Here is a 13,473-nt window from a genome sequence, read left to right on the forward strand (position 1 = left end):
GCGTCACGTTATGCGTAACATGAGTTTAGTAACATGATTTTTAGTGATCTTGTTCACAGTTTTGCATCTGTAAAATCGTTCTCATAGGCGCCTCAATGAATACGTATTAGAGGTTTCTCATGAGTACTACCACGCAGTCCTGCATGATCAACGGTAAAGAGCAGGTCGAGGTTGTCAGCCAGCAGGTGGATTACCAGGGCGAAGGCACGCTGGTGCGCATCACGCGCGGCGGCATTTGCGGTTCCGATCTGCACTACTATCAGCACGGCAAGGTCGGCAACTTTGCGGTGAAAATGCCGATGATCCTCGGTCATGAAGTGATTGGCTACGTGGTGAAAAGTGATAACCCGGCGCTGAAAGAGAATCAAAAAGTGGCGGTGAACCCGTCCAAGCCCTGCGGCCACTGCAAGTACTGCGAAGCGCAGGAAGAGAACCAGTGTACCGGCATGCGTTTCTTCGGCAGCGCGATGTACTTCCCACACGTTGACGGCGGCTTCACTCAGTACAAAGTGGTCGACAGCAGCCAGTGCATTCCTTTCGACAACCAGGCCGATGAGAAGGTGATGGTGTTTGCCGAACCGCTGGCGGTGTGCATCCACGCGGCCAATCAGGGCGGCGATTTGCAGGGCAAAAAAGTCTTTATCTCCGGTGTGGGTCCTATCGGCTGCCTGATCGCCGCGGCGGCTAAAGCCAAGGGCGCGGCGGAAGTGGTCTGTGCCGATATCAGCGAGCGCTCGCTGGCGATGGCGGTGGCGATGGGTGCCACCGACACCATTCACGCGGCCAACGGCGACTTCACCCCTTATCTGGCGGAGAAAGGCTATTTCGACGTGTCGTTTGAAGCCTCCGGTCATCCTTCTTCTCTGACCCGCTGCCTGGAAGTGACCCGTGCAAAAGGCACGCTGGTGCAGGTCGGTATGGGCGGCGACGTGCCGGGCTTCCCGATCATGATGCTGATCGCCAAAGAAATAAAACTGGTCGGTTCCTTCCGCTTTACCACCGAATTCAACACGGCGGTGGAGTGGCTGGGCAACGGTACGGTGAACCCGCTGCCGCTGTTCAGCGGTGAATACGACTATCAGAATATCGATGCTGCACTGGTGTTTGCCGGTGATAAACAAAAAGCCGCCAAAGTGCAGCTGACTTTTTAAGGACAAATCATGACAACGCTTTTCTCACTCGCTAACAAACGTGTACTGATCACCGGTTCCGGCCGCGGTATTGGTTTTCTGATGGCAAAAGGGCTGGCCGAGGCCGGTGCCGAAGTGATCATCAACGCCACGACGCAGGAAGGTGCGGATAAAGCCGCCGCTGCGCTGCAGCAGCAGGGCTTTAAGGCACACGCGGTAGCGTTTGACGTGACTCAATCAGCGGCAGTGAATGCGGCAGTGGAAAAAATTGAAAGCGAGATCGGGCCGATCGACGTGCTGGTGAACAACGCCGGTATTCAGCGCCGTCGCCCGTTCCTGGAGTTCCCGGAGCAGGACTGGAACGACGTTATCGCCGTCAACCAGACTGCGGTATTCCTGGTTTCTCAGGCGGTGGCACGCCAGATGGTGACCCGCAAGCAGGGTAAAATCATCAATATCGGCTCGATGCAGAGCGAGCTGGGCCGCGACACCATCACCCCATACGCTGCGTCAAAAGGCGCGGTGACCATGCTGACGCGCGGTATGTGCGTTGAGCTGGCGCGCTACAACATTCAGGTAAACGGCATTGCGCCGGGCTACTTTAAAACCGAAATGACCCAGGCGCTGGCGGATGATGAAGCCTTCACCTCATGGTTGTGTAAACGCACACCGGCCGCGCGCTGGGGCAACCCGGAAGAGCTGATCGGTGCTGCGGTGTTCCTTGCTTCAAAAGCCTCTGATTTTGTGAACGGGCACCTGCTTTTTGTCGACGGCGGGATGCGCGTAGCAGTGTAAGCGGCTACACCTTAAGACACCGGACCTTTTAAAACACAGGAATTTCTATGCCCATTACAATAATAGCCTTTGGGGTCATTCTGCTTCTGGTGCTGATGATCGTATTTAAGGTCAACGGCTTCATCGCTCTGATTTTTGTCTCTGCCGTAGTCGGCGTGGCCGAAGGGATGACGCCGCTGGCGGTTATCGCTTCGATCCAGAAAGGGGTTGGCGGCACGCTCGGTGGGCTGGCGCTGATCCTCGGCTTTGGTGCCATGCTCGGCAAGCTGGTGTCCGACACCGGGGCCGCGCAGCGCGTGGCGACCACGCTGATTGCCGCCTTCGGTAAACAGCGCGTGCAGTGGGCGCTGATGGTCACCGGCCTGGTGGTTGGCCTGGCGATGTTCTATGAAATCGGCTTCGTGCTGCTGCTGCCGCTGGTGTTTACCGTGGTGGCTGCCGCTCGCCTGCCGCTGCTGTACGTCGGCGTGCCGATGGTGGCCGCGCTGTCGGTGACCCACTGCTTCCTGCCGCCGCACCCGGGCCCGACCGCTATCGCCATTATCTTTGGTGCTAACCTCGGTACCACGCTGCTGTACGGCATGATCATCACTATCCCGACGGTCATTATTGCCGGACCGGTGTTCTCGAAATTCCTGAAAAACTTTGAAAAATCACCGCCGGAAGGGCTGTATAACCCGAAAGTGTTTGAAGACCATGAAATGCCGGGCTTCTGGACCAGCATTTTCGCGGCGGTTATCCCGGTAATCCTGATGGCGGTAGCGGCGGTATTTGAGCTGACCACGCCGAAAGAGAACGTGCTGCGCCAGTTCTTTGAATTTGTCGGTAACCCGGCAGTGGCGCTGTTTATCTCGGTAGTGATTGCGGTGTTCACCCTGGGCCTGCGCAACGGCCGTAAGATGGACGAGGTGATGGAGATGTGCAGCTCCTCCATTGGCGCGATTGCGATGATCGTGTTCATTATCGCCGGTGGCGGTGCCTTTAAGCAGGTGCTGGTGGACAGCGGCGTGGGTGACTACATCGCGAATATGATGAAAGGCTCGTCGCTGTCTCCGCTGCTGATGTGCTGGACCGTGGCAGCCATGCTGCGTATCGCGCTGGGTTCTGCGACCGTCGCGGCGATCACCACCGCCGGTATCGTCACGCCAATTATTGCTATCACCCACGCCGACCCGGCGCTGATGGTGCTGGCAGTGGGGTCCGGTAGCGTGATCGCGTCACACGTTAACGACCCTGGCTTCTGGCTGTTCAAGGGCTACTTCAACCTCAGCGTGATTGAAACGCTGAAGACCTGGACGGTGATGGAAACGCTGATTTCCTTCCTCGGCCTGGCGGGCGTCTTGATTCTGAACGCCATTATTCACTAATCTGTCAGACGGCCGGTTACTTCCGTCGTCGTCCCGTAAGGGGCCAGGCTTGCCTGGCCCTTTTTACTTTTATTTGATTCCATGGAAGCTTATGAGATCGCACCGCATATCGTTACAGGACATCGCCACGCTGGCTGGCGTAACCCGGATGACGGTAAGCCGCTATCTGCGGACGCCAGAACGCGTTGCGCCGGAAACCCGGGCGAAAATTGCCCAGATCATTGAAGAGATTAACTACATTCCCAACCGCGCGCCGGAGATGCTGCTCAACGCGAAGAGCTATACGCTGGGCGTGCTGATCCCGTCGTTTAAAAACCAGATATTCGCCGACCTGCTCAGCGGTATTGAAGCGGCGACCAAAGAGGGGCGCTATCAGACGCTGATCGCCAACTACAACTACGATAAGCAGGTGGAAGAGGAACAGATCATCAATCTGCTGTCCTACAATATCGACGGCATTCTGCTCAGCGAAAAAGACCACACCCTGCGGGCGGTGAAGTATCTGCGCTCGGCGAAAATCCCGATTGTGGAGGTGATGGATACCCAGGGCGCGTGTCTGGATATGCAGGTCGGCTTTAACAACTACAGCGCGGGCTACGATATGACGCGCACGCTGCTCGATCAGGGGCGGAAAAGCATTATCTATTTTGGCTCACAGGATGACCGTCGCGATGAGTTTCGCTATCGCGGCTACTGCCAGGCGATGAGCGAGCGAGGCGGAGAAGGGCGGCGGATTAACCCGAAAGCCATCTCCTCGCAGAAGCTGGGCGCGGCGATGCTCACCACCGCGCTGGAGCAGTACCCCGATCTGGATGCGGTATTCTGCACCAATGATGACCTGGCGCTCGGTGCGCTGCTCTTCTGCCAGCGGCAGGGGATTGCGGTGCCGGGCCGCATTGCCATTGCCGGTTTCCACGGGCTGGATATCAGCCGGGAAATGTACCCGACCATGGCCAGCGTGATCACCCCGCGCTATGCGATCGGCTACACCGCCGCAGAGCTGCTGCTGAAAAAAATCAGCGATGAAAGCTTTACCGCCGACTCGGTGGACCTCAGCTATCAAATCTTTATGGGCGAAACCATCTGACTGGCACTTCTGACAACGGCGAAAACTGCGTTATGCTTTGGTGTTACCCGCGCGACAAAGGCAGTGTGAATGAGCGATACCCCCCAATCAATTTTTGACGGCCATAACGACGTACTGTTGCACCTGTGGCTGCATCATCCTGAACGCCCGGCCGAGGCCTTTCTCCAGCAGCGTCTTGGCGGCCACCTTGACCTGGCGCGCATGCGGCAGGGTGGCTTTGCCGGGGGGCTGTTCGCCGTGTTTGTGCCGCCTGCGGAGTATGTGGCGAAATTCTTCAAGCGCGATGCGGAGCAGGAAGCGCTGCGCCACGATCCGCTGGCGATCACCGAGCAGCAAATTGCCATTTTCCAACAGATCGCCCAGCAGTCGGCGGGACAGGCGCGCATCTGCCGCAGCGTCAGCGATATTGAGCAGTGCATGGCGCAGGGCGTGCTGGCGATGGTGCTGCACATTGAAGGCGCCGAAGGGCTGGATGAGGATCTGAGCCAGCTGGAAGGCTGGGCCGCTGCCGGGCTGCGCAGCATCGGGCCGTTCTGGAATATCCCTAACCGCTTTGGCTTCGGCATTAACGGTACGTTTCCCGGCTCACCGGATACCGGGGAAGGGATGACCGAGGCCGGTAAGCGGCTGATCCGCGCCTGCAACCAGCACCGGCTGATGATCGACCTGTCGCATATGAATGAGAAAACCTTCTGGCAGACCGCCGAGCTTAGCGACGCGCCGCTGGTGGCCAGCCATTCTAACGTCCATGCGCTGTGCCCGCAGCCGCGCAACCTGACGGATAGCCAGCTGGCGGCGATTAAAGAAAGCGACGGGCTGGTCGGGCTGAACTTCGGCACCTCGTTCCTGCGCAGTGACGGTAAACGTGACGGCAATACGCCGCTCAGCGTGATGGTGCAACACCTTGATTACCTGCTGGAAAAGTTGGGGGAAGACCGCGTGGCGTTCGGCTCGGACTTTGACGGGATTAACGTACCGGATGAAATCGGCGACGTGACGGGCCTGCCGCGACTACTGAACGCACTGAGGACAGCGGGCTATAATGAAGAGCTGATAAACAAGCTGTGTTACGCGAACTGGCTGCGGGTTTTACGGCAAACCTGGCAGAAATAAACCGTGGTTTTTGAACCAAATAGTACAAAATCTGGTAACCCACAAAGAATTAAGGGTTGATATCGATTTAGCATAGGCGCAACATTTGCGCCGCCAAGTTCTTGTAATTTGACAACATGCCTTTCACCTGGCGCGTCCGGTGGGGTGTTTTTTAGCGATATTTAGAGGAGATGACTATGTGGACTAAACCTACTTTCATCGATATGCGTCTGGGCTTAGAAGTGACTCTGTACATTTCTAACCGTTAATATTTCTGCCCGCCGGGTTATCCCGGTTGCAGATAATGCCTGCTGTGTACCGCGGGCATTTTTTCCCTTTTTCCCGGTTTACCCATGAAAATCAAAGTTCTTGGCTCTGCGGCGGGCGGTGGATTCCCGCAGTGGAACTGTAACTGCCGCAATTGCCAGGGCGTGCGCGACGGCAGCATCCCTGCCACGCGGCGTACCCAATCTTCAATCGCGGTCAGCGATAACGGCACCGACTGGGTGCTGTGCAACGCCTCGCCGGATATCTGCCATCAGATTGCCGCTAATCCCGAACTGAATAAGCACGGCGTGCTGCGCGGCACGGCGATCGGCTCAATCATCCTGACCGACAGCCAGATCGATCACTGCACCGGTTTACTGAACCTGCGTGAAGGCTGCCCGCATCAGGTGTGGTGCACGCCGGAAGTTCACGACGATCTGACCAGCGGCTTCCCGATCTTTACCATGCTGTCCCACTGGAACGGCGGCCTGGTGCATCACGCCATCCAGCCCGCAGAGCCGTTTTCAGTCGCGGTGTGCCCGGCGCTGCGCTTTACCGCCATCCCGATCCTCAGCAACGCACCGCCGTACTCGCCGTATCGCGGGCGGCCGCTGCCCGGCCATAACATCGCGCTGATGATTGAGAACACCACCACCGGCAGCAAGCTGCTGTACGCACCCGGGCTGGGCGAGCCGGATGCTGAACTGCTGGAGCTGATGAAGCAGGCCGACTGCCTGCTGATCGACGGCACGCTGTGGCAGGACAACGAACTGGCCAATACCGGCGTAGGGCGCAATACCGGGCGCGATATGGGCCATCTGGCGCTGGGTGAAGAGCAGGGGCTGATGGCGTTACTCAGTAATCTCCCGGCCCGCCGCAAGATCCTGATCCATATTAACAACACCAATCCGATCCTCGATGAGTCCTCGGCGGAGCGCCATGCGCTGACGCAGCGCGGCATTGAGGTGAGCTTTGACGGAATGAGTATCGACCTATGAGCCAGCCAGCACTGATGACCCCCGAGCAGTTCGAACAGGCCCTGCGCGCGCGCGGTGCCTATTACCACATTCATCACCCGTACCATATCGCCATGCACAACGGCGAGGCGACGCGCGAGCAGATCCAGGGCTGGGTGGCGAACCGCTTCTACTACCAGACCAATATCCCGCTGAAAGACGCGGCGATTATGGCCAACTGCCCGGACGCGCAGACCCGTCGCAAATGGGTACAGCGCATTCTGGATCACGACGGCTACGGCGACAGCGACGGCGGCATCGAAGCCTGGCTGCGGCTGGGTGAAGCGGTCGGGCTGGATCGTGATGTGCTGCTCTCCGAGCAGATGGTGCTGCCGGGCGTGCGCTTTGCCGTGGATGCCTATGTGAACTTTGCCCGCCGTGCGGTGTGGCAGGAAGCCGCCTGTAGCTCGCTGACCGAACTGTTTGCGCCGCAGATCCACCAGTCGCGCCTCGACAGCTGGCCGCAGCACTATACCTGGATTGAAGAAGAGGGCTATGGCTACTTCCGTGGACGTCTGAGCCAGGCACGTCGTGACGTTGAGCACGGCCTTGAGCTGGCGCTGGAGTACTGCAACACCGTGGAAAAACAGCAGCGCATGCTGGAGATCCTGCAGTTCAAACTGGACATTCTGTGGACCATGCTGGACGCCATGACCATGGCCTACGCCCTGGATCGCCCGCCGTATCATACTGTCACCGACCAGCCCGTCTGGCATAAAGGAAAACTGCTGTGAGCAACCCGCAAACTATTCCGATGTTCCGCCGCGGCTATCGCCTGCAGTGGGAAGAAGTGCAGAACTGCCATGTGATCCTTTACCCGGAAGGCATGGCCAAGCTGAACGACAGCGCCACGGCGATCCTCGAACTGGTGGACGGTAAGCGCACGCTGGCCGACATCATTCAGACGCTGAACGATCGCTTCCCGGAAGCGGGCGGCGTGGATGACGATGTACAGGATTTCTTCGCTCAGGCGAGGGAACAGAAGTGGATAATATTACGTGACCCAGCCTGAAAATAAGGTCAACCCGCCGCTGTGGCTGCTGGCTGAACTGACCTACCGCTGCCCGCTGCAGTGCCCGTACTGCTCGAACCCGCTGGACTTTGCCCAGCAGGAAAAAGAGCTGACCACCGAGCAGTGGATCGAAGTCTTTAAACAGGCCCGCGCGATGGGCGCTGTGCAGATCGGTTTCTCCGGCGGCGAGCCGCTGGTGCGCAAAGATCTGCCGGAGCTGATCCGCGCGGCGCGTGATTTGGGGTTCTACACCAACCTGATCACCTCGGGGATCGGCCTGACGCAGAAAAAGATCGATTCGTTTGCCGAAGCGGGCCTCGATCATATTCAGATCAGCTTCCAGGCCAGCGACGAGACGCTGAACGCCGCGCTGGCCGGATCGAAGAAGGCCTTCCAGCAGAAACTGGAGATGGCGCGCGCGGTGAAAGCCCACGGCTATCCGATGGTGCTGAACTTTGTGCTGCACCGCCACAATATCGACCAGATCGACCGCATTATTGAACTGTGCATCGAGCTGGAAGCGGATGACGTGGAGCTGGCGACCTGTCAGTTCTACGGCTGGGCGCAGCTGAACCGCGAAGGGCTGCTGCCGACCCGCGATCAGATCGAACGCGCCGAAGCGGTGGTTGCCCGCTACCGTGAGAAAATGTCCGCCAGCGATAACCTGACCAACCTGCTGTTCGTGACCCCGGATTACTACGAAGAGCGCCCGAAAGGCTGCATGGGCGGCTGGGGGGCGATTTTCCTCAGCGTGACGCCGGAAGGCACCGCGCTGCCGTGCCACAGTGCGCGCCAGCTGCCGGTACAGTTCCCGTCGGTGCTGGAGCAGAGCCTGCAGGATATCTGGTTTAACTCCTTCGGCTTTAACCGCTATCGCGGCTTTGACTGGATGCCGGAACCCTGCCGATCCTGCTCGGAGAAAGAGAAGGACTTCGGCGGCTGCCGCTGCCAGGCCTTTATGCTGACCGGCAACGCGGATAATGCGGACCCGGTGTGCAGCAAGTCCGAACATCACCACAAAATCCTCGCCGCCCGCGAGCAGGCCAACTGCACCACCATGCGTGTTGACCAGCTGCAATTCCGCAACCGCGCCAACTCCGAGCGGGTTAATTCCCAGCTGATTTTCAAAGTCTGACCGATGCCGGTACAACAGCGCCTGCTCAGCAATGGTCTTCAGGTCCGTATTATTACGGACCCGCAGGCCCGCTGCGCCTCGGCGCTGGTGCAGGTGGGCGTCGGCAGCCTGCACGAGCTGGATGCCTGGCCGGGGCTGGCGCATCTGTTGGAGCACGTGCTGTTTGCCGGAAGCGCCGGTTTTCAGGATGACGAGCGCCTGATGATGTGGGCGCAGGCGCAGGGCGGGCGGCTGAACGCCACCACCCTGGCTAACAGCACGGCCTTCTTTTTTGAGTGCTCCCCTGCGCTGCTGTCGGACGGGCTGGCGCGGCTGACCGATATGCTGGTGGCTCCGCTACTGGCGGAAAGCGCCATAAGCCAGGAAACGGCGGCGATCGATGCGGAGTATCGCCTGCTGTGCGGCCATCAGGACACGCTGGCCGACGCGGCGCTGAGCGCGGCATTTGCCGCGCACCCGTGGCAGCGTTTTCAGGTCGGCGACGGCGCACGTTTTGGCACCGATACGGCCGCGTTGTGTGTGGCGCTGCGGCAGTTTCATCAGCAGGCTTATTACCCCGCGAATACCACGCTGTGGCTACAGGGGCCGCAGTCCGCTGATGAGCTGTGGCAGCTGGCCGAACGCGCCGGTCTGCGTTTAGCGGATCGAGCCCAGCCCTCAAATGCTCTTATACCGCTGCTGGCGTTATCAGCGCAGCGGGATTATCTGCTTCAGCGCCCGGACGGTGAGCGGCTGCGTCTCTCCTTCCTGCTGAACGGACATTTCCGCGAAGAGCTGACCCTGCTGCGCCAGCTGCTGCGCGATGAAGCCGAAGGCAGCCTGATGGCGGCGCTGCGTGCTGAAGGGCTGTGCGACGAGCTGCGCGTGCTGCGGCCCTACGTTAGCGCGGAGCAGCAGGTGCTGAGCATCGAGCTGACGCTGGTGGCTCCGCAGCACGCGGCAGTGGCGGAAGGTCTGCTGCACCACTGGCTGCGGCGGCTGGCGGGGCTGAGCGACGAGCAGCTTCAGCACTATGCGGCGCTGGCGGTACGGGAGTTCAACCGGCAGCCGGTGATGGACAGGCTGCGCGAACGGGCGTTTGGCTTTGCGCCGCCGGAAGCCTGGCCGCTGCGCTGGCAGCCGCTGCTGGCGCAGCTGGTAGCGGAAAATCTGACCCGGCTGCGAAGCGGCGAGCAGGAAACCAGGCAAACGCCTCTCAGTCGCGAGGGTGCCATTGAGCAGCCCCGGCCCGCTGGCGGGTTGCAAACTGAGCCACGAGGTCCAGGCGATAAACGGATAACCGGATACCGGCTGGTGCAGGGATTCAGCCTGCCTCTGGCGGCGCGGCACCTGGATAAGGCTGTGCTGCCCGCTGTGATACCCGCGCTGGACTTCTTCCCGCGCCCGCCGCCGACATTTACCGCTGAGAGCCTTTCCGCTGAACTGCCGCTGCCGCATCATCATCCCGATGGCGGGCAGGCAGTGCTGCTGCTTAGCCCGGCTGCAGTTTTGCCGCTGCCCTGGGGGCAGATTATGCAGGCGGCACTGCGTGCGCTGGCCGGTAGCTGCATCCACGGCGGCGGCGAGCTAAAGCTGGAGTGTTATCAGGGGCTGTGGCTGATCCAGCTGAGCGGCTCTCCCGAGCTGATGATGGCCACGCTTTCCTCGCTGACGGTGCGGCTGGCCGCCTTGCCCGCCGGGGCCATCGAGCAGGGTGAGCGGGAATATCAGCGACAGCAGCGCGCGCAGCAGGCCGATATTGCAGTGCGTGCGCTGATTAATGCGCTGCCACCGCTGTGGCAGAACGCCAGCCCTTCGCCCTCTGTGTCGCCGCTGCCCGCAATGCCCTGGCAGGCGAGCCTTTACGGCGGCAGCCGCGAGCTGCATCAGCAGATCGCGCGGCAGCTGTCGCATTTTCCGGGGAGGGTGAATTCGCCGGTTGAGGCATCGCGCCCGCTGCCCGTGCCGCAGCGGGAGTACTCCGTGGTTACCGACAGCAATGATGCCGCCGTCGTGCTGTTCTGCCCGCTAAACGGGTCAACCCCGCAGGCCGTGGCCGCCTGGCGATGCCTGGCGCTGATCTTCCAGCCCGCATTTTTCCAGCAGCTGAGAGTGGAGCAGAATATCGGTTACGTGGTCAGCTGCCGCTGGTGGCAGGTGGCGGGGCGGTCGGGGATTCTGTTCTGCCTGCAATCGCCAACGCTGACGCATGACGATCTGTGGCAGGCGATAGACGCATTTTTACAGCGGATGGCAACGTCTCTTGCGTCCCTCACGGCGGATCGGCTGGCTGAGTATCGTCGGGTTCTGCTGGACTCACTCAATCCCCATCACGACGATCCGCTGACGGCCAGCCGCGAAGAGTGGCTGCAGCAGCAGGACCCGGCACCCGCACTAACGGCAGAGGCGGTGGAGCATCTGTCGCTGGCCGATTTGCAGTATCACCATCAGCAGCTTTTGCAGCAGCGTCAGCTCTGCTGGCAGGTGAGCAACCGGAAAAACACTATCGTCTGAACCCTGACGGCATCAGGGAGGCTGTATCTGCATGCAAACCACGGCTACATTGCAGCCATCAATTCCGGGACCTGAGCCTGCTGTCTGAGTTATTCACGTTCACGCCACCCATTCCAGGCAATGTCTCCATGGCTGAGCCTTTCTCGCTGCTCTCCCGGTTTGACATTAGCCGTGCGCCAGATGCCGGATATCTGTTTCAACCGCGCTGTCCGTTCCGGATTATCAACCCTGATATTTATTGCTAGCACTGATGCTAATTTTTTGTGGTCAATCGTTAAAAATTCATAATAAGAATGATAGTAATATTGATATTCATTATCAAAAAGAATAATGTCTCATTTTCGCCGCGCCGTGGCTTTTCTGGGGAGTCTTCGCGAAGAAGACTGGCACAAAGTTATTTCAATGATGATGAAAACAAAATTAGCCGCTACCGCGCTGCTGCTCTCTCTCGCCTCATTACTCACCGCCTGCCAGCAGCCAAAATCGCTCGCACCGCAGGCGGCGTCCATTTCTGATTTTGCCTCAGCCTCAACGATTAAGTCCCTGGATTCCGCGCGTACCCTGACGCCGCAGGCGCTGCTGGATGAGCTCAGCCAGGCACAAATAGTGATCGTTGGCGAAGAGCACAGCGACGCGCGGCATCACCAGGCCGAACAGTGGCTGATTGAGCAGCTGGCACAGAAGCGGCCGCAGGGCAGCGTGCTGATGGAGATGATTAATAACGATCAGCAGGCCGCCGTCAGCGAGCTACAGAAGGGATTGAAATCCGATCCGTATATTCGCGAGCAGCGTATCCAGGAACTGCTGCAGTGGCGCACCGGCTGGCCGTGGCCGCTGTATCGCGGCGTGGTGATGTCTGCGCTGCACGGCAAGGCTCCGTTACTGGCTGCCAACCTCAGTCGTCCGCAGATTGAAGCACTGTATGCCGAGCCGCAGTTCCCTGCCGGTCAGCATGCGTCCCGGCCGGAAGTCCGTAACACGCTTTCCTCGGTGATTACTGCCATGCACGGCGGAAAAATGGCGCCGGAACAGCTGAAATCCATGCTGTCGGTGCAGCAGAATCGCGACCGCTTTATGGCCCAGCAGCTGATGAACGCGCCGCGCCCGGCGCTGCTGATTGCCGGTGGCTATCATGCGGCGAAAAGCCTCGGCGTGCCGCTACATTTGCAGGATCTCAACGCGCCGCGCCCGCGGGTGCTGATTCTGGCGGCCAGCGGTACCGAGGTCACCCCCGATCAGGCTGACTATGTCTGGTATATCCCGGCGTCGGGTCAGTAATGAGTACGATGTTTCATAGCGAAGCCCAGCAGGTTCCGCAGCCGTGGGGGCGGGGAACGCTGCTCAGCATGGCGGCACACGGCATTATTGCCCTGCTGGCGATCGTCACCTTTGAAAAGCAGCACGTCACCGTTAACTCTCCCCCGGCGGTGATGCTGGAGTTTGCGCCGGAAGTCCAAACCGAAAAGGTGCCGCTGGATATGCCGATTGGCGTTAACCAGCAGCGACGGGTAGAAGCCTCTCGCGCGCAGGTGACCCCGGAGAAAACCGAAACGCACCGCGCGGTAACCGCCGATGACGGCGAACTGGCGCTGAAAAAACCGAAAACGCCGGTACCGAAGCCGGTGAAAAAGCAGAATGTGCATAAAGAGAATCGGCTGAACCAGCAGGCGGTAGAAGGTAACGCCACGCTGAACAGTCGTGCTGCGCCGCTGCCTTCCCAGAAGCAGGCGTCCAAAACCGCCGCGCCGGTGGAAAGTAATGCCGAGCAGATGGATCGGGTGCGGCTGAGCTGGGAGGGGCTGGCCATGGGCGTGCTCAACCGGGTGAAGCAGTTCCCGACCGAGGCGCGCCGCCGCGAGCGGGAAGGGGTGGCGACGGTGACCTTCACCGTCAGTGCCGGTGGCGATATTAGCGGCAGTCGGCTGGATCGATCTTCCGGCACCATTGCCCTCGATCGCGAGGCGCTGGCGATGCTGGAGCGGGCCAGCCCACTGCCGCCGCCGCCCGCCGAACTGCTGGTGGCCGGACGGTATACGGTGACGATGCCGATAAGTTTTTCCTTAAAAAATAAAAACTGAT

General features: G+C 59.8%; 13 protein-coding genes. All 13 read left to right on the plus strand.

Features of this window, described 5'->3' with window-relative positions; translation table 11 throughout:
* The first annotated feature begins 119 nt into the window (after positions 1–119).
* Positions 120–1,151 (plus strand): L-idonate 5-dehydrogenase, encoded by a 1,032-nt coding sequence (gene idnD / locus JOE09_RS11570; protein ID WP_105592572.1) that lies wholly within the window; start codon positions 120–122, stop codon positions 1,149–1,151.
* Positions 1,152–1,160: 9 nt separating this feature from the next.
* The gene (gene idnO / locus JOE09_RS11575) at positions 1,161–1,925 is read left to right on the plus strand and encodes a gluconate 5-dehydrogenase (protein ID WP_105592571.1); all 765 of its coding nucleotides are present in this window, start codon (positions 1,161–1,163) and stop codon (positions 1,923–1,925) included.
* 47 nt (positions 1,926–1,972) lie between these two features.
* Complete coding sequence (locus tag JOE09_RS11580) at positions 1,973–3,292, plus strand: gluconate:H+ symporter (protein WP_200543469.1); 1,320 nt, start codon at positions 1,973–1,975, stop codon at positions 3,290–3,292.
* 91 nt (positions 3,293–3,383) lie between these two features.
* On the plus strand, positions 3,384–4,379 hold the full coding sequence (gene idnR / locus JOE09_RS11585; RefSeq protein ID WP_205065869.1) for a DNA-binding transcriptional regulator IdnR: 996 nt from the start codon (positions 3,384–3,386) through the stop codon (positions 4,377–4,379).
* Between the two features lie 69 nt (positions 4,380–4,448).
* Positions 4,449–5,492, plus strand: a complete 1,044-nt coding sequence (locus tag JOE09_RS11590; RefSeq protein ID WP_205065870.1) for a dipeptidase — start codon at positions 4,449–4,451, stop codon at positions 5,490–5,492.
* A gap of 176 nt (positions 5,493–5,668) precedes the next feature.
* On the plus strand, positions 5,669–5,740 hold the full coding sequence (gene pqqA, locus JOE09_RS11595) for a pyrroloquinoline quinone precursor peptide PqqA (RefSeq protein ID WP_072166356.1): 72 nt from the start codon (positions 5,669–5,671) through the stop codon (positions 5,738–5,740).
* A gap of 84 nt (positions 5,741–5,824) precedes the next feature.
* On the plus strand, positions 5,825–6,736 hold the full coding sequence (gene pqqB, locus JOE09_RS11600; protein WP_205065871.1) for a pyrroloquinoline quinone biosynthesis protein PqqB: 912 nt from the start codon (positions 5,825–5,827) through the stop codon (positions 6,734–6,736).
* On the plus strand, positions 6,733–7,488 hold the full coding sequence (gene pqqC / locus JOE09_RS11605) for a pyrroloquinoline-quinone synthase PqqC (protein ID WP_105592566.1): 756 nt from the start codon (positions 6,733–6,735) through the stop codon (positions 7,486–7,488). Before pqqB ends, pqqC begins: the two co-directional genes overlap by 4 nt.
* Positions 7,485–7,766 (plus strand): pyrroloquinoline quinone biosynthesis peptide chaperone PqqD, encoded by a 282-nt coding sequence (gene pqqD, locus JOE09_RS11610; protein WP_105592565.1) that lies wholly within the window; start codon positions 7,485–7,487, stop codon positions 7,764–7,766. The genes pqqC and pqqD overlap by 4 nt, the downstream gene beginning before the upstream one ends.
* Entirely contained in the window at positions 7,753–8,901 is a 1,149-nt protein-coding gene (gene pqqE / locus JOE09_RS11615; RefSeq protein ID WP_205065872.1) for a pyrroloquinoline quinone biosynthesis protein PqqE, read from the plus strand. The genes pqqD and pqqE overlap by 14 nt, the downstream gene beginning before the upstream one ends.
* 3 nt (positions 8,902–8,904) lie before the next feature.
* A complete protein-coding gene (pqqF, locus tag JOE09_RS11620) occupies positions 8,905–11,394 on the plus strand; it encodes a pyrroloquinoline quinone biosynthesis protein PqqF (RefSeq protein ID WP_205065873.1) in 2,490 nt (829 codons plus the stop codon).
* 330 nt (positions 11,395–11,724) lie between these two features.
* On the plus strand, positions 11,725–12,672 hold the full coding sequence (locus JOE09_RS11625; protein WP_338049338.1) for a ChaN family lipoprotein: 948 nt from the start codon (positions 11,725–11,727) through the stop codon (positions 12,670–12,672).
* Entirely contained in the window at positions 12,672–13,472 is an 801-nt protein-coding gene (locus JOE09_RS11630) for an energy transducer TonB family protein (protein WP_205065874.1), read from the plus strand. Before JOE09_RS11625 ends, JOE09_RS11630 begins: the two co-directional genes overlap by 1 nt.
* Position 13,473: the final 1 nt, after the last annotated feature.

Origin of the sequence: Pantoea coffeiphila (assembly GCF_016909495.1) — a bacterium.
GTDB lineage: Bacteria > Pseudomonadota > Gammaproteobacteria > Enterobacterales > Enterobacteriaceae > Erwinia > Erwinia coffeiphila.